This is a genomic window from Enteroscipio rubneri (assembly GCF_002899715.1).
GTDB lineage: Bacteria > Actinomycetota > Coriobacteriia > Coriobacteriales > Eggerthellaceae > Enteroscipio > Enteroscipio rubneri.
This window is the reverse complement of the sequence record NZ_PPEK01000002.1, coordinates 181373-197823: the sequence shown is the minus strand read 5'-3', so window position 1 is coordinate 197823 and position 16451 is coordinate 181373. Positions and strand designations below refer to the sequence as shown.

At 63.1% G+C, this 16451-nt stretch carries 15 protein-coding genes and 1 tRNA gene; all 16 read right to left on the bottom strand.

Annotated features, from left to right (window positions below; translation table 11 throughout):
* Positions 1-48 precede the first annotated feature (48 nt).
* Positions 49-145: transfer RNA gene (locus C2L71_RS03655), tRNA-Sec, on the bottom strand.
* Positions 146-316: 171 nt separating this feature from the next.
* Positions 317-1195, bottom strand: a complete 879-nt coding sequence (gene amrS, locus C2L71_RS03650) for an AmmeMemoRadiSam system radical SAM enzyme (protein ID WP_239926288.1) — start codon at positions 1193-1195, stop codon at positions 317-319.
* Entirely contained in the window at positions 1188-2609 is a 1422-nt protein-coding gene (amrA, locus tag C2L71_RS03645; protein WP_103264427.1) for an AmmeMemoRadiSam system protein A, read from the bottom strand. Before amrA ends, amrS begins: the two co-directional genes overlap by 8 nt.
* Before the next feature lie 191 nt (positions 2610-2800).
* Entirely contained in the window at positions 2801-4009 is a 1209-nt protein-coding gene (locus C2L71_RS03640; protein ID WP_239926286.1) for a putative ABC transporter permease, read from the bottom strand.
* 41 nt (positions 4010-4050) lie between these two features.
* On the bottom strand, positions 4051-5544 hold the full coding sequence (locus C2L71_RS03635) for an APC family permease (RefSeq protein WP_239926284.1): 1494 nt from the start codon (positions 5542-5544) through the stop codon (positions 4051-4053).
* A 123-nt stretch (positions 5545-5667) separates the two neighbouring features.
* Positions 5668-7008 carry a serine/threonine protein kinase gene (locus C2L71_RS03630; protein WP_157938921.1) on the bottom strand — a complete coding sequence of 447 codons (1341 nt, stop codon included), beginning with the start codon at positions 7006-7008 and terminating at the stop codon, positions 5668-5670.
* A 30-nt stretch (positions 7009-7038) separates the two neighbouring features.
* On the bottom strand, positions 7039-7458 hold the full coding sequence (locus tag C2L71_RS03625) for a transcriptional regulator (protein WP_103264424.1): 420 nt from the start codon (positions 7456-7458) through the stop codon (positions 7039-7041).
* Positions 7459-7559: 101 nt separating this feature from the next.
* Entirely contained in the window at positions 7560-8057 is a 498-nt protein-coding gene (locus C2L71_RS03620) for a DUF5067 domain-containing protein (RefSeq protein ID WP_103264423.1), read from the bottom strand.
* 212 nt (positions 8058-8269) lie between these two features.
* Positions 8270-9298 (bottom strand): NAD(+) diphosphatase, encoded by a 1029-nt coding sequence (gene nudC / locus C2L71_RS03615; protein ID WP_204600451.1) that lies wholly within the window; start codon positions 9296-9298, stop codon positions 8270-8272.
* 74 nt (positions 9299-9372) lie between these two features.
* Positions 9373-10233 carry an aldo/keto reductase gene (locus C2L71_RS03610; RefSeq protein ID WP_103264421.1) on the bottom strand — a complete coding sequence of 287 codons (861 nt, stop codon included), beginning with the start codon at positions 10231-10233 and terminating at the stop codon, positions 9373-9375.
* Positions 10234-10457: 224 nt separating this feature from the next.
* Positions 10458-11312, bottom strand: coding sequence for an aminoglycoside 6-adenylyltransferase (locus tag C2L71_RS03605; protein ID WP_103264420.1), 855 nt, complete (start codon positions 11310-11312; stop codon positions 10458-10460).
* A gap of 185 nt (positions 11313-11497) precedes the next feature.
* Positions 11498-13171 carry an AMP-binding protein gene (locus C2L71_RS03600; RefSeq protein ID WP_103264419.1) on the bottom strand — a complete coding sequence of 558 codons (1674 nt, stop codon included), beginning with the start codon at positions 13169-13171 and terminating at the stop codon, positions 11498-11500.
* A 235-nt stretch (positions 13172-13406) separates the two neighbouring features.
* Positions 13407-13958, bottom strand: coding sequence for a helix-turn-helix domain-containing protein (locus tag C2L71_RS03595; protein ID WP_103264418.1), 552 nt, complete (start codon positions 13956-13958; stop codon positions 13407-13409).
* 51 nt (positions 13959-14009) lie between these two features.
* Positions 14010-14546, bottom strand: coding sequence for a 2-oxoacid:acceptor oxidoreductase family protein (locus tag C2L71_RS03590; RefSeq protein ID WP_103264417.1), 537 nt, complete (start codon positions 14544-14546; stop codon positions 14010-14012).
* The gene (locus C2L71_RS03585; protein WP_103264416.1) at positions 14543-15382 is read right to left on the bottom strand and encodes a thiamine pyrophosphate-dependent enzyme; all 840 of its coding nucleotides are present in this window, start codon (positions 15380-15382) and stop codon (positions 14543-14545) included. Before C2L71_RS03585 ends, C2L71_RS03590 begins: the two co-directional genes overlap by 4 nt.
* Position 15383: 1 nt before the next feature.
* Positions 15384-16448, bottom strand: coding sequence for a 3-methyl-2-oxobutanoate dehydrogenase subunit VorB (locus C2L71_RS03580; RefSeq protein WP_103264415.1), 1065 nt, complete (start codon positions 16446-16448; stop codon positions 15384-15386).
* Positions 16449-16451 lie beyond the last annotated feature (3 nt).

Sequence of the window (16451 nt, the reverse complement as noted above, 5' to 3'; positions counted from 1 at the left end):
TGCGTCAACAAGGCCGCCGTATGCGCGGCGGCCTTGCGTCATTCGTTCTGGCGGAGATGCATGCGAATCGAACGCACCCGAGACGTTCTGCGCGCCTCACAGCGGCTTTGAAGGCCGCGGGGCCCACCAGGGCCCATCCATCTCCGTGCTGGAAAGGACATCGGATTTCGATGCCGGTTCATGATAGCGCATCCCCAGGCGAAATGCCTCGACTTTCCGCTGCCGCACTCGGAATGCCCGCCTTGCGTCAGCGGGCGTCACCGGCCCCGCGCTGCCTCGGACGGTCACAGAGCAAGCTGTGGCGCCGCATTAGTCATCAGCAGTTTCCCAGCAGCACGTCGTCAAGATGACGGCGCGCAACCGTGGCCAGCGATCGAAGGGCCTCAAGCGGCGTGGGCTGCTTGTCGGCCATGCGATGGCAGGGAAAGAAGCGTGTGAGATGGTACGGAATCGACGGGTCGATCGAGGCCAGCCATGCCGCCGCCTCCTCGATCTCGCGCTCGTCGTCGTTCATGCCGGGAATGACGAGCGTCGTCACCTCCAGATGACAGGTCGGACAGGCGGCCATGAGCCGGATCGTCCGTTCGACCGTCTCCAAATCGCCGCCCACGATGTCGTAGAAGCGTTGCGAGAACCCCTTGAGGTCGACGTTCGCCGCATCGATGAGGGACAGCACCTCCCGAAGCGGTCCCTCGTTCACCATGCCGTTCGTCACAACCACATTCGCCAAGCCAGCATCATGCGCCAGGCGGGCCGTATCGCGCAGATACTCAAAGCCCACGAACGGTTCGTTATAGGTGTAGGCGATGCCGATGCTGCCGCGCGTGCGCACAGCAAGATCGACGAGCGCCTCGGGCGCCACGAAGCGCCATCGGACGTCGTCGAGTCCTGCACAGGCGATGGAAGCGTTCTGGCAGAAGGGGCAGTGCAGGTTGCAGCCGTACGACCCCACCGACGTCACGAACGCGCCGGGCCGAAAGCGCGCGAGCGGCTTCTTCTCGATGGGATCGAGCGCGATGGAGGTAAGACGGCCGTAGTTCTCGCTCGCCACCTCCCCGCTTTGGGCAATACGCGCGCGGCAAAGCCCGCGCTGCCCCTCCGACAGGGAGCAGGCATGCGGGCAGACCGGGCAGACCGTCCGGGACTCGTCTGCGCGTATGCTTTCTCGTCCGCGGTTCCTGCAATCTTCATCCACGGCGGGGGCCGCCTCCCCGCTCGTGGCGCACCACCTCGAAACGTTCGAGCGCAACGTCGGAGTCGGCAGGATCGATGCCCGCCTTGCGCTTGGCAATGGCAACTTGCTCGGCCGCCGTGTCTACGCCGTCGAGATTCGGCAGCAGCAGGCCGCGCCGCGTATCCTTCGTCACGATCACGCCGTAGCGCGACGGATCGAGCTCGTCGACGGAGGCGATGGGCATAGGTGTGAACAGCACATCCACCGAATAGGAGAGCGCATCCAGCTCGTCGGCGCGCACCGGGAGAAAACGCGGGTCTTCGACGGCCGCGGCAACGGCATTGCGGACGATCTCGTCGGCCACGTTCCCGGTTGTCGGCTCGATGGTGCCTATACAACCTCGTAGATCGCCGTCCTCGTGCAGCGATACAAACACGCCTGCGCGGCTTTCGACGAGTTCTGGAGGCAGGCCATCGGGCCGTGCGATGGGGCGACCCGTGCGCACGTAGCCCTCGACACTCGCGCGCGCCAGCGCGACATACGGGTCGACGGCGCCTTGCGCCGCTCTATCGTCCGACGCGCGGGCGTCGGCCTCTTCGTCGATCCCCGCCGCTACGGCCCCGTCGCCCTGCACGCCCTCGACCTCGAACGCCGCCACGGCGTACCCCACACCGAAGGGCCCCTCGTAGCTCAGCAGCTCGTGCGTGACGGGAAGCCCTTCCAGCGCTCCAACCATCACCTGGAACGAGCGCAACCCGCACTCCGCGGCCTCCTCGAGGAAAGCTTCGTTAAACTTGAAAAGGCCTTCGAAATCGCCCGCATCGAGGAGAGCCGTCACATCGTTGTCGAATACGGGACCCTCGGGCGCGTAGCCGTACGGCCCGTCTGGTTTGAGTCGATGGGACAGATCGCCGCTGGCCACGAGCACACAGCGCCGATGCAAATCGACTGCGGCCTCCGCGATGCAGCGGCCGAGCGCGCGGTGCGCTTCAGAAGCAAGACCCGAAAGCCCAACGCGCACGAGTCGATAACCGTTGTAGACCTCGTTCACGAAGGAGAGCGGAACGAACGTCGCGTGGTCGAGCTCGCCGTCGGCCATGCCGCTGCCGCAGATGGGCGCGCCGTGCTTGCGGGCGCAGGCGGCCACCGATGCGGCGAAAGCCGCGTCGTAGGGCACGGTCATGGACGTTTCCCACGCGCCGAACCGCCCCATGTCCCCACGGCCGGCGTCGCCGGTGGATACATGGAAGCAATCCCTGAAAAGCGGCGCATGGGGCGAGACGACGACGATGGTGTCGGGGGCGTGCGCGGCAATACGACGCGCCACCTCCTCGTAGGCGGCGACGGTTTCCGAAACGGCACGCTCCTGACCGCGGCCAACCGATGGAACGATGAGGGGCGGATGAGGGACGACGTAAGCGGCTACGATGCTCATTGGAGGCTCCTTCCGCGGATGGACTCCCGCCGTTTTCGAAACGACAGGCTGATTTTATTGTACGCTCTTGCGCGCACGGCCGCGAGCCAGCATCCGCTCGACCGGCAAACCGATACGCAAGCGTTGCCCCGTCTCCGCGCCTAGCGCGTAGCCGACCGTCGAGCGCCTGCGAATAGGACGGCAGCAGAGGCTTAGCGATCGACGCGAGCCGCTTCGTGGACATGCATCGACATCGACTGAAACCTGCTCTGCATGTAGGCATCGTCGAAATGCTCTGCATAGAACCGCTCAACCGGCGTATCGATGGGCGCACCGGCCTCGCGCTCGTACCAGCAGTCGACGGACTGCACGGTCATGATACCGTCGACCAGCAGCAGTGCAGCACACACCGCCGTTACCCCGTAACGCCACCGCCAGGGTATGAGCCTGACAAGCCGCAGGACGAGCGGCAGGAAAAGCTTGACCCACAACACCCCCAGCACGCCCCACATAGCCATGAACATGCCGTTGGTTCGCCCGTCGATGGACAGGAACGTGCCCGAGTAGTCCCAAGCCACAAGCCCAAAAGCAAACTGCATGATCCAGCTGACCACGAACTCGAACGCACCTCCGATGACGGCGCTCACCAGGAAAATCAGCACGACGCTCCTGCCATGGAAACGATTGAGCGCCACCGTCATGAGCACTGCGCCGAACCCGTAGATGGGCGAGAACGGTCCGAACAAAAGACCTGCCCGGTCCTGGTAGTGGCCGGGTTGGACGACGAGGAAGTGGTAGGCGGTCTCTACCGCGAGACCAGCTATGCTGCATATGAAGAACACCCAGAACAGGTTGAAGAAGTTGAGCTTGACAAATCCATGCCCGCCGTCCTGCCCTTCCTCGCCGTTTCGCGCACTGCCTCCATGAGGAGGCTCAAACCCTCCCGTCGTCCCGCGTTCGCGCTCGCGCCAACGGGTACGCTCATGGGCGAGCAGCGGATCGAAGTAGCTCGCCACCGTCGCAGCGACGACGAATTGGACGAGGAACCCCGCATGACGCGGCGTCAGTCCGTACAACATGAGCGTGACGACGGCCTGCAGCACGGAAAGAACCACCAAAATCCATGCGAGGCGTTCCGCATGCAGGCATCTTCCCGCGAACAACCGCGCCGCCAGAAGCGCGAACAACGCGCCTGAAGCGAGGGAGGAGGCGACGAGCGCGATGAAGATGGTGGCCGACGCCGGGCCGGCGGCGCCTGCGAAAGCCGCTTGCACGAACGTGCACGATGTGAATGCGAGCACGCCGAAGGATGCCGCGCACGCTATCAGGCCGAAAACGGCAAGCAACCGCTGCGAAAGCGGCGTGCCGCCCTTCCCGTACCCCGACGGATCGCATCGGCACCCGACGTCCTCCGTGCGCACGACGCCAGGGGGCCCTCCACGGCCAGGCCGACCCATCCCGCCTAATCCCCCACCTTCACATCGTGTTTGAATACGTAGCGAAGCACGACGTAGTAGACGATGCCCGCCGACATCCATGCCAGACCGAGGATCTTCGCCTGGATGTCCAGGCCGAGCCACGTATAGCCGATGACGAGCAGGCCGGCCAGAGGCACGAGCAGATGCGCGCCCCACCGCCCATCGCGCTTTTTGATGAAGAAGTACCAGATAACGGTCACGTGTAGCAGCAAGAACGCGGTGAGCGCGCCGAAGTTCACGAACAGCGAGATAGTGTCGGTGCCCAGCTGCCCGAACGTCAGGACGACCACGAGCGTAAACACTCCGACGAACAGCGTGGCCACGTAAGGCGTGCGGTACTTCGGATGGATCTTCGCAAGCGGCCGCGGCAAATTCCCATCTCGGCCCATCGCGAACAGGATGCGTGATACGGCTGTCTGCGCGGCAAGCGCCGTGAAAATACCCCACGAAAGCGCGGTCGCAATCGCGCATACCACGTAGAGCCATCGTCCGCCCACCACTTGCGCGACCAGGTAGAAGGCATTATTCGGGTCGCTCGCGAACACTGCGCCGTCAGGGCTCACGCATCCCGCCAGATACGTCTGCAGAGCGAACAAGGTGCCGATAATGGCGAGTGAGGCCATCATGGCGCGACCGGGTCCGCGCCGGCCGTCCTTGGCCTCCTCAGACAAGGTTGCGATGCCATCGAAGCCCAGAAACGAGAGCACCGCAAGCGACGCCGCGCTGGCCACGACGGCCGGATCGAATGTCTCGGGATTGTACAGCGGGGCCAGCGTGAAGCCGTGCGATGCGGGATCAGTGGCGAGCCAACGCACGGCGAGCACGACGAAAACAGCGAGCACGAGGATCTCGAGCACGAGCGCGACCTTGTCCACGACATTGGCGAGCTGCACGCCCCGCACATTGACGAAGGTGTTGAACACGACAAAGGCCACTGCGAACGCCCACGCTGGCACTTCGGGTACGATGCCCGAGAGCGCCGTTGACGCCACAACGTATAGGAGCACCGGCGAGAGGATGTAATCGAGCAGCAGCGTCCAGCCTGACACGAAGCCGATACCCTTGCCCATTCCGCGCGTCGTATAGGCGTACACCGAGCCAGATGCAGGAAACTCCTTGATGAGCATGGAGTACGAGAGCGCTGTGAATACCATAGCTCCCGTGCCTACGAGATACGCAAGGGCGGGCATGCCGCCGGAGTCGTGGAACACGCCGCCGTAGATGCCGAAAGGCGCGATCGGCACCATGAAGATGAGTCCATACACGATGAGATCAGGGACTGTGAGCACGCGCTTGAACTGCTGCGATGAGTTTCTCGGTATGTCCGAGCCGTCATTTGGCGCCATCTCGAAAGCGGCAGCATGCTTTGATGGCGGATGCTTGGTCCGCGCCCCCTCAACGGCTCTGCGCGGCTCCGGCGCGGCGCTGCCCTTCGTTTCCATGCGCGCGCCTTTCGGCTCCTTCACCTCGTTTCCCATGCAGCGGCTCCTTCCAGGTTCGGTCGTCGCGCGCCACGGCGCGCACCGTCCGACCTACTCTAGACGCAGCGCATGAGAACAAAAGCAGGCGGATGGGAACGTAACCCGCGCGTGGGAGGGCCGTTAGACCGGTGGGAAGAACTGGCTCGAAATGCCGACGGCGAAAAAGCCTACGATCATAATGAAGATGCATACGACAAGCTCGCGCTTGAGCGTGCAGGCGCGTAATGGCGGCAGGAGCCTGCGCAGGGGCCGACGGTCGGCGAGCAGGTAGAGGATGGGACTTACCAGCATAAACAAAAGCGCGTAATAGGAAAATGCACGCAGAGGAAGCGGTGCCGCCGCCCCGCTCGCGCCAGGCTCCGGAGCGAACACCATCTCCGTGGTAACGACGAAAAACAGTATGAATACGAGGAGTAGAACGATATCCCAGATAATTCCGACCCTGTTCGGGATACGGGCCAGCAATCCCGTGCGAGGCGAGGAGGCGAACGCGGCGACGCTCGGGCGCGCGGCGTATGCCGGCATCGGCGCACCGACGGCGGCCGCTGGAACGCGGGACTCCGGCGAGGGAGCAACGGGTTCCTGCGACTCAGACACCTCGCACGGTGCAGGCGCACTGCGCGCGACGGCCTCGAGAAAGGCGCGCTTTACCTCGGCGGCTCCGGCGTAACGATCCGCGGGGTCAAACGCCGCGGCGCGAGCGATCACCTGGCGCATCGGCTCTGGAACATGCTCCGAAGCGTACCCCTCCCTGCGTGCCTTCGCGTCAGGCGTTTTTTCGGTCAGGCAGAAGTACAGCAGCATGCCAAGCGCGTACACGTCACTGCGCACATCGGTCTGTCCGAAGCCGAACTGCTCCGGCGGCGCGTAGGCGCGCGTGCCGAAATGCCGCGTGTCCTCGTCGGACTCCTCTTTGAACGCGCGCGCTATGCCGAGGTCGATGATGGTCATGCTGTCGCGCGATAACATGATGTTCGATGGCTTCAAGTCGCGATGGATGAGCGGTACGTCGAAGCCCTCGTGGAGTTCGCCAACAGCGTCGCAAAGCCGCGGAAAGACATCGCGGGCCAAGCTTATCGATGGATCATTGCGATAGACGATGTCGGCGAGCGTCTCCCCCGCCACGTACTCCATGATGACGACCAGGCGGTCTCCCACATCGTAGCAATCGATGATGAGCGGAAGGTGCTCGAAGCGCCGACCGGCGCGTTGCGCGTCCCGGATGCGCTCGTAAGCGCCGCCAAGGCCAGCGTCGCGGTCGATGCTCTTGCGGACGAACGGCCCGAGCTCGGCGCCGTTCTCACCGCGAAAGTACACGCGCTCGGTTGTCTCGTATGGGCTTTCTTTCAATACGGCGTCGACGCGATAGCAATCATCGCGTTGAAGGGCATTGAGATGTTCTGCAAGCTCATCCAGCATCATAGGTTCATGGTAGCAGAAACGCGAGCGAACGCGCGTCACGAGCATCGATCGAATGCACGAGCGACGCGTTCAGCAGATGGTGTCTTCGCCGAACCGATAGAGTTCTTCGTCAGTCTTCTGCAGATCGTATCCTCGATCGAGGCAGAAGATGATGATGGCATCGCGACGGTTCTTGCAGTACAGCTCGTTGACACCCGCGGCCTGCAGCAACCGATCCGCTTCCTTGAGCGTAAGCTTCATTGCGAACGCTAGCTGCAGGACCTTGTTGCGCGAGGCGCCGCGCTGTCCCATGAAAATCTGATAGCCAAACGTCTCGTTCAGCCCCGCACGTCGGATGACCTCGGCGCGTACGAGGCTCTTCTCATCGAGGAGCTGCTGCAGGTAGTCGGACATGCTCCGCACACCGATATTGCGCGCATTGGCAAACGTCTGGGGATCGGGTGCGCTCAGAAGCTCGTCGAGCAGCTCGTCGGTCAAAGGCTCTTCCACGCGGCGCTTCCTTCTTCTTCTCTTTGGCTTGGAATGCATGGTATCAGATGGCGCGACCGTCTCGTGAGGAGTTTGCCCGCACGAGACGGCCGCATCAACACCTACGCGACCGAGAACGTCTTCTCGGCGAGGATCTCGTTATCGAAGCTGATAAGCTCGGAGCACTCCACCGTCACATCGGACTGGTCGTCAAGCAGGTAGGCCTGCTGGACCGTCGTGGAGGCGCCAGGCTTGACGTCATTCATGGTGCTCTGCGCATCGATGTCGTCAACGATGGCGGTGTCCAGCTGCACGCCGTTTTGGAAGCACTTCGCCGAAATGGCCACCATGAAGCTCTGTGCCTCGTCCGAAGCGTTCTCGAACGTGTACGTCACCACGATTGCCGACTTTCCCGAGTAGTCCGTCGTCGTCGTGCAGTCGTCGATCGTGACCGCATACTTCGCCTCCTCGGCCGGAGCTTCCTCCGCCTTCGATGCCTGCTGCGGCTCTTCAGGCTGATCAGTAGCCTCCGGTTCCGAGCCGCCCGACGAGCAGCCGAACATGCCCAGGCACCCTGCGACGGCGCAGGCCGCCGCCATCATTGCGAAACGCTTCTTCATTGTTCCTCCTTGTTCGTTACATTCATTGAGAACCTGAACAAAGGGTATAAGAACGCACTTCGCAAAACATTAGCTACCAGCTAAGTTCCCGCAGACGGAAGCAGGACTAGCGAACCCCCCACGATTGCGCGACATGCGCTCTGACGGATGCCGCGGTCAGAACGCGCTAAGCGGCTATCCGAACGCACCTTCGACCAACGGGGCCTCGCCCCTCAGAAGGGCAAGGAAGTCGCAGGGAAGCGCTCCTCGCTGCGCTCGCGCAACACTCGCATCATGTCGCGCGTGAGCGAGTGACCGTCGTCGGCAGGCAGATCGGCACGGTCAAGCCACTCGGCATGCTCGAGCTCGTGTTCGTCGAGCGTTATCGCATCGCTGCCGTCCAGATCACAGAAAAAGCCGAACAGCAGCGAGGAGGACGGCGGCCACGGCTGGCTCCGGTAGTAGCGCAGGTTTTTCACCGCAAGGCCCACCTCCTCCTTCACCTCGCGATGCACCGTTTCCTCGACGGTCTCGCCCATCTCGCAGAAGCCGGCTATGAGTGCGTAGCGCTTGTACTCCCGCCCAGCGTAACGCGACACCAGGACGCGATCGGTTTCACGATCCACGATGCCCACGATGACGGCGGGAAACAGCTTGGGGAACTCCATGCAGCCGCATTGCGGACAGCGCACCATGCGCTCGACCAGGTCGTGGACGAGCGCAGCGCCGCAACGCCCGCAGAAGCGCCTCGTCACGTACCAGGAATCGTACTCGTAGCCCACGAAGCCCGCGAACGCGCGGCTGCGCGAGCCGTGGTCGCGCAGCTCGGAGATCGGCACGAACCGCCATGCCGGCGCACGATCGGAATCCCCGGCGGACGCATCCGACAGTAGCTCATCGAGCGCCTCGTCGTCCACCTCGCAACGGAAATAGGCCTCGTCTCCCACGGTGAACAGGAAGAGAGCGGACGGATGCTCGCCATCCGCGCGGGCGATGCCCCCCTCAGCGCTGTCCGGGCCGATCGCGCCCGCGTCCTCGAGCAGGCCGTACGTCGGGAAGACGAGCGTCTGCCCGACAGGCGCGCTTGACGCGGTGTCGCCCTCGACCCGGTCGGCCGATGCGGGCGCAGCGCCCGCATCGGCCCGAGGCGCAGGCGCCGCCAGTACGGAGGCCCCCCGATAGACAAGGACGCGATCCTCCGGGTCCGGCTCGACCCAAGCGAAATCGTTGCAATACGAATCCGGCTCTATATCCTGGAACACGTCAGCCCGCCTTTCCCGCGAAGTAGCAACCATCCTATAGTAGCCCTTTCGGCGGCCCCGTGCGAGGAAGAAGGTTAGAAGTCGACCGTGTCAGGATCGAGGCCGGACTGCCCGAGCGGATCAAGCTCATCAATGCGCTGCATATCCTCGTCGGTGAGGTCGAACCAGAAGATACGGGCATTCTCGGCGATGCGGCCAGCATCGACCGACTTCGGCAGCGGAATAGCGCGACGCTGCAAGCACCAGCGCAGGCACAGCTGCGCCACCGTGCATCCGTAACTGGCCGCGATGTCGATAAGCAGCTGGTTCTGGAGCACCCGCCCACTCCCGAGCGGCGACCATGCCTCCACCACGATGTCGTGGCGATTGCAGAATTCGCGAGTGACCTGCTGGTTGCAACCAGGATGCAGCTCGATCTGGTCCACCATGGGCAGAATCTCAGCCGCATCCATAAGAGGCTCCAGATGGTGCGGCTTGAAGTTGCTCACGCCTATGGCGCGCACCTTGCCGTCGAGGTAGAGCGTCTCGAGCGCACGCCACGTCTCCTGGTTCGTGCGTTGCCAGTCGGCATCGGCGCCGCGAGCCGCCGGCCAGTGTATGAGGTACAGGTCTACGTAGTCAAGGTGGAGCTTCCTGCGCGACTCCTCGAACGCCTTGAGCGTCGCATCATAACCGCGGTCCGAGTTCCACACCTTCGTGGTGACGAACAGTTCCTCGCGCGGGATACCCGCCGTGGCGAGCGCCTTACCCACTGTTTCCTCGTTATCGTAGGCTGCCGCCGTATCGATGTGACGGTAGCCGTCAGAAAGCGCTTGATGAACAGCTTCCAAACCCGTCTCGCCATCCGGCATCTTCCACGTGCCGAATCCGATGCAGGGTATCTCGTATCCGTTGCGCAGCGCGATCGTATCGCGCGGACTCTGCAGGTTTGCCATATGCGTCCTCCTAATTCGCCACCTCGCCGCGTGGCGGCCTTGGTCGTTTGACAGATCAACCTTACCCGGCTCGATTCGCGCATGATAGCGCCCGTCTCGCATTGTTGCATGATCGTAGGAGGAAGCGCACGAGGGCGATATGCGCCGAGTACGCGTTCGACAATACCATCTTCCGATAGGCAGGCGGAAACGCAAGCGCACGTGCAGCCGACATGCGCAGCAGGCTATTGAAGGCCCTCCAGTGCGTCGATGTACACTGACGTTTTCGAGCCATCGTCCGGACGATCGTAGCCGAGCGAGTCGCATGTCTCCACCATGGCGCGCTCGAACAGGTCCATCGCCGAGCGCAAAGCATTCCATGTCGCGTCGACAGAATCGAGTCGGTACGTCGCGAGCAGGCCCGCTTGCTCGTCGGCCGTCAAGAACCGGGGCAGCCATTTGTCGTGCTTGCCCGTGTTCAGCGGGAAGCCGTTGCGCGTTCCGGCAACGTACTCGAGCATCCGTAGCAGCTCGATGCGCAAGATCTGCTCGAACGTCCAATTCGCGAATAGCAGCTCGTCGCGCAGCAGCCCCCGCGCCGCATACGTGCAAGCAAAATAGAACTCGTTTGCGCAATCGCGGACATGCGCCGAAGGCGGCTTTTGCAACCAGAACCGCTCATCCGTCGGTTCAGGCAGCGACGGGCAGATCCCGTCTTTGTCGTATAGCACGCGGATCAGCGAGTCCGACGCGAAATACTCGCCCCAATCCTCGCAGGGAATCAGGGTGAGGTCGATCTTCACTCCATCCGAGAACAACATGAGGTACGAGAACCACCCTGTGGGGAAATCGGGCGGGAACAGCTCCATCGCCTCCGGTTTCTGCATGAGCACGATGTCACCGAAACGCGCGAGCCACTCATCGGAGCGCGTGAAGCTCCCCACGTCCGTCACCAAGAACGTAAGATCGTAATCCTGCCACGCATCGGGTGTCACGGCGGGGTTAACGCGACTCCCTTCCAACGTCATGGTGCGAATCCGCTCGTCAGACCGTACGACATCCTTGAACAAGGCGAACATTTCCACAGAATCCCTCATCATCCGCCCTTCTTACAGCCACGTGCGTGCATTGTCGCCCGAAGCGTACAGTTTTCGTCCCCGAAACGCGCCTTCTGAATCATCCTTGCGACGCGCAGCCCCTCCGTCATGGCGAAGAAGGAGTCGGAACGTTGGGTTCGAAAACAAATGCGCCGCCAGCGCTGGGGGCGCCCGCAGGCGCCCTCTCGCTAGTCCTCGATGCCGTCGTTGTTGCGGATGAGCTTGCGCTTGATCTTGCCGCCGATGGTCTTCGGCAGCTCGTCCACGAACTCGACGATGCGCGGGTACTTGTACGGCGCCGTCGTCTTCTTCACGTGGTTCTGCAGCTCCTTGACCAGCTCGTCGCTCGGCTCCCAACCCTTTGCCAGCACGATTGTGGCTTTCACCACCTTGCCTCGGATGGGGTCGGGCGCGGCCGTGACGGCACATTCCACCACGGCGTCGTGCTCGATGAGCGCGCTCTCCACCTCGAAGGGGCCGATGCGGTAGCCCGAGCACTTGATCACGTCGTCGTTGCGGCCCACGAAGAAGCAGTAACCGTCCGAGTCGCGCCACGCCATGTCGTGCAGGTTGTAGTACTCCCCGCCCACGGCCTCGCGCGTGCGCTCCGGCTCGCGGTAGTAGCCCGTGAACAGCCCCGGCGGGTACGCCTCCTTGAGGCCCGTGACGCAGATGGCGCCCTCCTCGCCGTCGGGCACCTCGATGCCCTCTTCGTCGAGCAGCTTGATGTTCAGCAGCGGCGAGGGCTTGCCCATGGAGCCCGGGCGCGGCTCGATCCACGGGAACGTGGCCAGGAGCACCGGGCCCTCGGTCTGGCCGAAGCCCTCGCGGATGTTCTTGCCCGTCAGGCGCTTCCACGCGATGGTCACCTCGGCGTTCAGCGGCTCGCCCGCCGTGGCGAAGTTGTGCACGCTCGACAGGTCGTAGGCGCCCACGTCCTCCTGCAGCATGAAGCGGTACATCGTCGGCGGCGCGCAGAACGTGGTCAGCCGGTAGTCCTGAATCTTCTGCAGCAGCTTCGTGGGCACGAACTTGTCCATGTCGTAGGCGAAGATGGTGGCGCCGGCGATCCACTGGCCGTAGATCTTGCCCCAGCCGAACTTCGCCCAGCCGGAATCGGTCACGCTCATGTGCAGCGTGTCCTCCTCCACCTGCTGCCAGTACTTCGCCGTGATGATGTGTCCCAACGGATGCGCGAAGTTGTGGCACACAGCCTTCGCCATGCCGGTGGTGCCCGACGTGAAGTAGATGAGCATGGTGTCCTTGCTCGTGACGCCGGCCTCGCCGCACGGGCGCTCGAACTCGTCGGACTCGCCGACGATCAGCTCGTCGAACGGCGTCCAGCCCGGGCGCTCGCCCGCCACGATGATGCGGTTCTCAATGGAAGGCGATTCGGGCAGCGCCTCCTCGGTCTGCGTGCACACGTAGTCATCGTCCACGCACACCATCATCTTCACCTGCGCAGAGTTGGCGCGGTACGCGATGTCCTTCTTCGTGAGCTGCAACGACGCCGGGATGATGGTAGCACCCAGCTTGCACAGCGCCACGGCGCACACCCAATACTCCCAGCGGCGGCGCAGGATCATCATCACCACGTCGCCCTTGCCGATGCCGAGCTTGCGAAATGCGTTGGCCGCCTGGTTCGACAGGCGCGACAGGTCGGTGAACGTGAACGTGCGCTCATGGTCGTGATCGTCGCACCACACGAGCGCGCGCTTCCCGGGCTCGACGCGCGCCCACTCGTCCACCACGTCGAAGCCGAAGTTGAACGCCTCGGGCACGTTTATCTGGAAGTTCTCGAAGAAGTCCTCGTAGGAGTCGAACTCGATGCGAGGGCAGTACTTTTTCAGGATATGGTTCACGATCGTATCTTTCTCTCTCATCTCGCAGGTCTGCAAAAGGGCTCAAGAACCGCCCGACAAGTTCTCACCATCGCTTCTGGTCAACCGAACCGGCACGCCGGGACGGGAGGGGGCGAGGGCGCCGTGCGCAGTTCCGCACGAGCCGAAAGCCTCTGTGGGAACTTTCGCGCGAGCTCAGGACCGTTCGAGCACGGCACCCCTGGCCGCCTCCCGTCCCGAACTCGCATGTTGGATCTTACTCCGCAATGATGGTTACGAACTTGGCGGGCACATCGCCACCGCAGCGCTGCCCGTGCGGATGCTCGGGATTGAAGTAGATGCTGTCGCCGGCGTTCAATTCGAACTCTTTGTCCGCCCACGTGACCACGACCGTGCCCTCCAGCACCAAGTTGAACTCCTGACCGGTGTGGGTCACGAGCTTCGCTGGCTCGTCGGTGGGATCGAGCACCACCAGCAGCGGTTGCATGATCTTACCCGAGTAGCGCCAGGCCAGATCCTCGAAATGATATCCCGGATAGCGATCGACCTCGCGTCCCTCGCCGTTGCGCACAACCTGATAGGTGTCCAGCTTGGCCGCTGTGCCTGTGAGGATCTCGGTGAATTCAACGCCAAAATGATGCGCCATATGATAGATCGCAGAGATGGGCACATCGTCGCCCGTCTCTTCCCAGTGGATGTACTTCTCAAGCGGCACGCCCAACTCGCGCGCCATCTCCTCGCGCGTCACATCGCATGCCTCGCGCAAGCCTTGGATGCGCAGGCCGATCTCGACAAGTTCAGCTACCATGTTCGTCCTTTCACCCGTCCTGCTCGCAGGTCCGTCTGCAGAAAATGAACCCTACGCGTTCATGCCGATCTCCAGTGCCGCGAGGTTAGACGGCAGCTTCGCTTTCTTGCTGGCGGGTACGCACTGCTCGACGGCGGCACGAATGGTCTCCTCGGAACAGAAGTGCGTCTCCGCGAACAGCTTGCCCACCAGAATCACGTTCGCAAGGGCCTTGTAGCCGTTTTCCTCGGCGAGCTTCGTCGCGGGCACGGCGCATACCTTCACGTTGGGGATGGCGGGAATGCGTTGTACGAGCGTCGAGTCCGCTACAACGATGCCACCAGGCTGCACGCTACCCTCGAATTTGTCGAGGGAGGGCTGGTTCATGACCACGAGCACGTCAGGACGCAGCACGAGCGGGCTGCCGATGGGGTCGTCGGCCACGCACACGCTGCAGTTCGCGGTACCGCCGCGCATCTCGGGCCCATAGGAGGGCAGCCACGACACCTCGCGATCCTCGATGAGTCCCGCGATGGCGATGATCTTGCCGGCGAACAGGATGCCCTGGCCGCCGAAGCCGGCGAGAACGGCGTTCATGGTGCGGCTCATCGCAGGCCCCCTTCCGTCGCAGGGTGCGCAACCGGACAGTCCGCATTGCGCGCTGCGGCCGCTTCGGCGGCGTTGGCGAAGCCGTCGGCTACGACATCTTTGTACACGCCCAGCGGGTAGTACGGAAGCATATTCTCGCGCATCCAATCGAATGAATCTTGCGGCGTGAGGCCCCAGTTCGTTGGACAGGTGGACACAACCTCAACGAGCGAGTATCCCACGCCGTCCACCTGGTTGCGGAACGCCTTCATGATGGACTTTTTCGCCTTGCGCACGTTCTTGGGACAGTCGACGGTCACGCGCTCAAGGTAGGCCACGCCGTCGAGCGAGCTCAAAAGCTCGCACACACGTATAGGATAGCCCGCCGTCGCCACATCGCGCCCGTAGGGCGAGGTCTGCGTCACCTGGTTCGGCAGGCTTGTGGGAGCCATTTGACCACCCGTCATACCATAGATGGCGTTGTTGATGAAAATGACCGTAATGTTCTCGCCGCGCGTGGCCGCATGGATGGTCTCAGCCATGCCAATGGAGGCGAGATCTCCATCGCCCTGGTAGGCAAACACCACATTGTCCGGGTGCACGCGCTTCACGGCCGTTGCGACCGCCGGCGCGCGCCCATGCGCAGCCTCGATCATGTCGCAGCCGAAGAAGTCCGGCGAAGTGACGGCGCAGCCCACCGGGGCGATGCCCACGGTGTCCCCCTCGACGCCGAGCTCGTCGATACACTCAGCCACAAGCCTATGCACGATGCCGTGCGGGCATCCGGGACAGTAGTTCGTCACCACGGGAAGCAGCGCGTGCGGGCGCTGGAACACAACCTTTGCTTCTGCGCTCATGCTACGCACCAACCTTTCCTGAAAGCTCCTCGATCCTGGCCAGCACCTCCACCGGCGTGGGGATGATGCCGCCCGTGCGGCCGAAGAACTCGACCGGCACCCTTCCTGCAGATGCCAAACGCACGTCGTCCACCATCTGGCCCATGCTCATCTCGACCGTAAGGAACAGCTTCGCATGAGACATGACCTGCTCGAACGCATCCGTCGGGAACGGCCAGAGGGTAATGGGGCGCACAAGGCCGGCTTTGATGCCCTTCTCGCGCGCAGCGACGACCGCGCTGCGAGCGATACGGGCGGACGCGCCGTATGCCGCGAGCACGATATCGGCATCGTCCGTCATGAACAGCTCGGCTCGCTGCTCGTCGCGCAGGATGCTCTGATAGCGCTCGAAGCGCGCAACGTTGAGATCTTCAAGCTCCTCCGCCGTCAGGTAGAGCGAGTCCATGATGTTGTGAGCACGCTTGTTCTTGTGACCGCTCGTCGCCCACGGCTTCTCGGGCAGCTCCCCCTTCGGTTCGGGCAAAACCACCGGCTCCATCATCTGGCCGAGCATGCCATCGGCCAAAAGCATGACGGGGATGCGATATTCATCTGCCTTGTCGAAGGCGAGGAACGCATAATCGGCCATCTCCTGCACCGTTGAGGGCGCGTACACCATGACGTGGAAGTCGCCGTGGCCGGTCGCGCGCGTGGCCTGCCAGTAGTCTGATTGAGACGGCTGGATGCCGCCGAGCCCCGGGCCCCCGCGTTGGACGTTCACGATCACGCCCGGCAGATCGCAGCCGGCCATGTAGGAGATGCCCTCTCCCTTGAGCGAGATGCCCGGCGAGGAGGAGGACGTCATCACGCGCGCGCCGGCGCAGGAGGCGCCGTATACCATATTGATTGCCGCGATTTCGCTCTCGGCCTGCAGGTAGGTGCCACCTACCTTTGGCATGCGCTTGGACATGTAGGCCGCAAGCTCGGTCTGCGGCGTGATGGGATAGCCGAAGAAGAAGCGACATCCTGCGCGGATGGCGCTCTCGGCCATGACCTCGTTGCCTTTCATCAACACTTTCTCAGCCATGAT

Bases quoted from the DNA above. Each gene is read 5' to 3' on its own strand.
- amrA (WP_103264427.1), bottom strand. From the start codon at position 2,609: ATGAGCATCGTAGCCGCTTACGTCGTCCCTCATCCGCCCCTCATCGTT.
- C2L71_RS03635 (WP_239926284.1), bottom strand. From the start codon at position 5,544: ATGGGAAACGAGGTGAAGGAGCCGAAAGGCGCGCGCATGGAAACGAAG.
- C2L71_RS03620 (WP_103264423.1), bottom strand. From the start codon at position 8,057: ATGAAGAAGCGTTTCGCAATGATGGCGGCGGCCTGCGCCGTCGCAGGG.
- C2L71_RS03610 (WP_103264421.1), bottom strand. From the start codon at position 10,233: ATGGCAAACCTGCAGAGTCCGCGCGATACGATCGCGCTGCGCAACGGA.
- C2L71_RS03605 (WP_103264420.1), bottom strand. From the start codon at position 11,312: ATGATGAGGGATTCTGTGGAAATGTTCGCCTTGTTCAAGGATGTCGTA.
- C2L71_RS03595 (WP_103264418.1), bottom strand. From the start codon at position 13,958: ATGGTAGCTGAACTTGTCGAGATCGGCCTGCGCATCCAAGGCTTGCGC.
- C2L71_RS03590 (WP_103264417.1), bottom strand. From the start codon at position 14,546: ATGAGCCGCACCATGAACGCCGTTCTCGCCGGCTTCGGCGGCCAGGGC.
- C2L71_RS03585 (WP_103264416.1), bottom strand. From the start codon at position 15,382: ATGAGCGCAGAAGCAAAGGTTGTGTTCCAGCGCCCGCACGCGCTGCTT.
- C2L71_RS03580 (WP_103264415.1), bottom strand. From the start codon at position 16,448: ATGGCTGAGAAAGTGTTGATGAAAGGCAACGAGGTCATGGCCGAGAGC.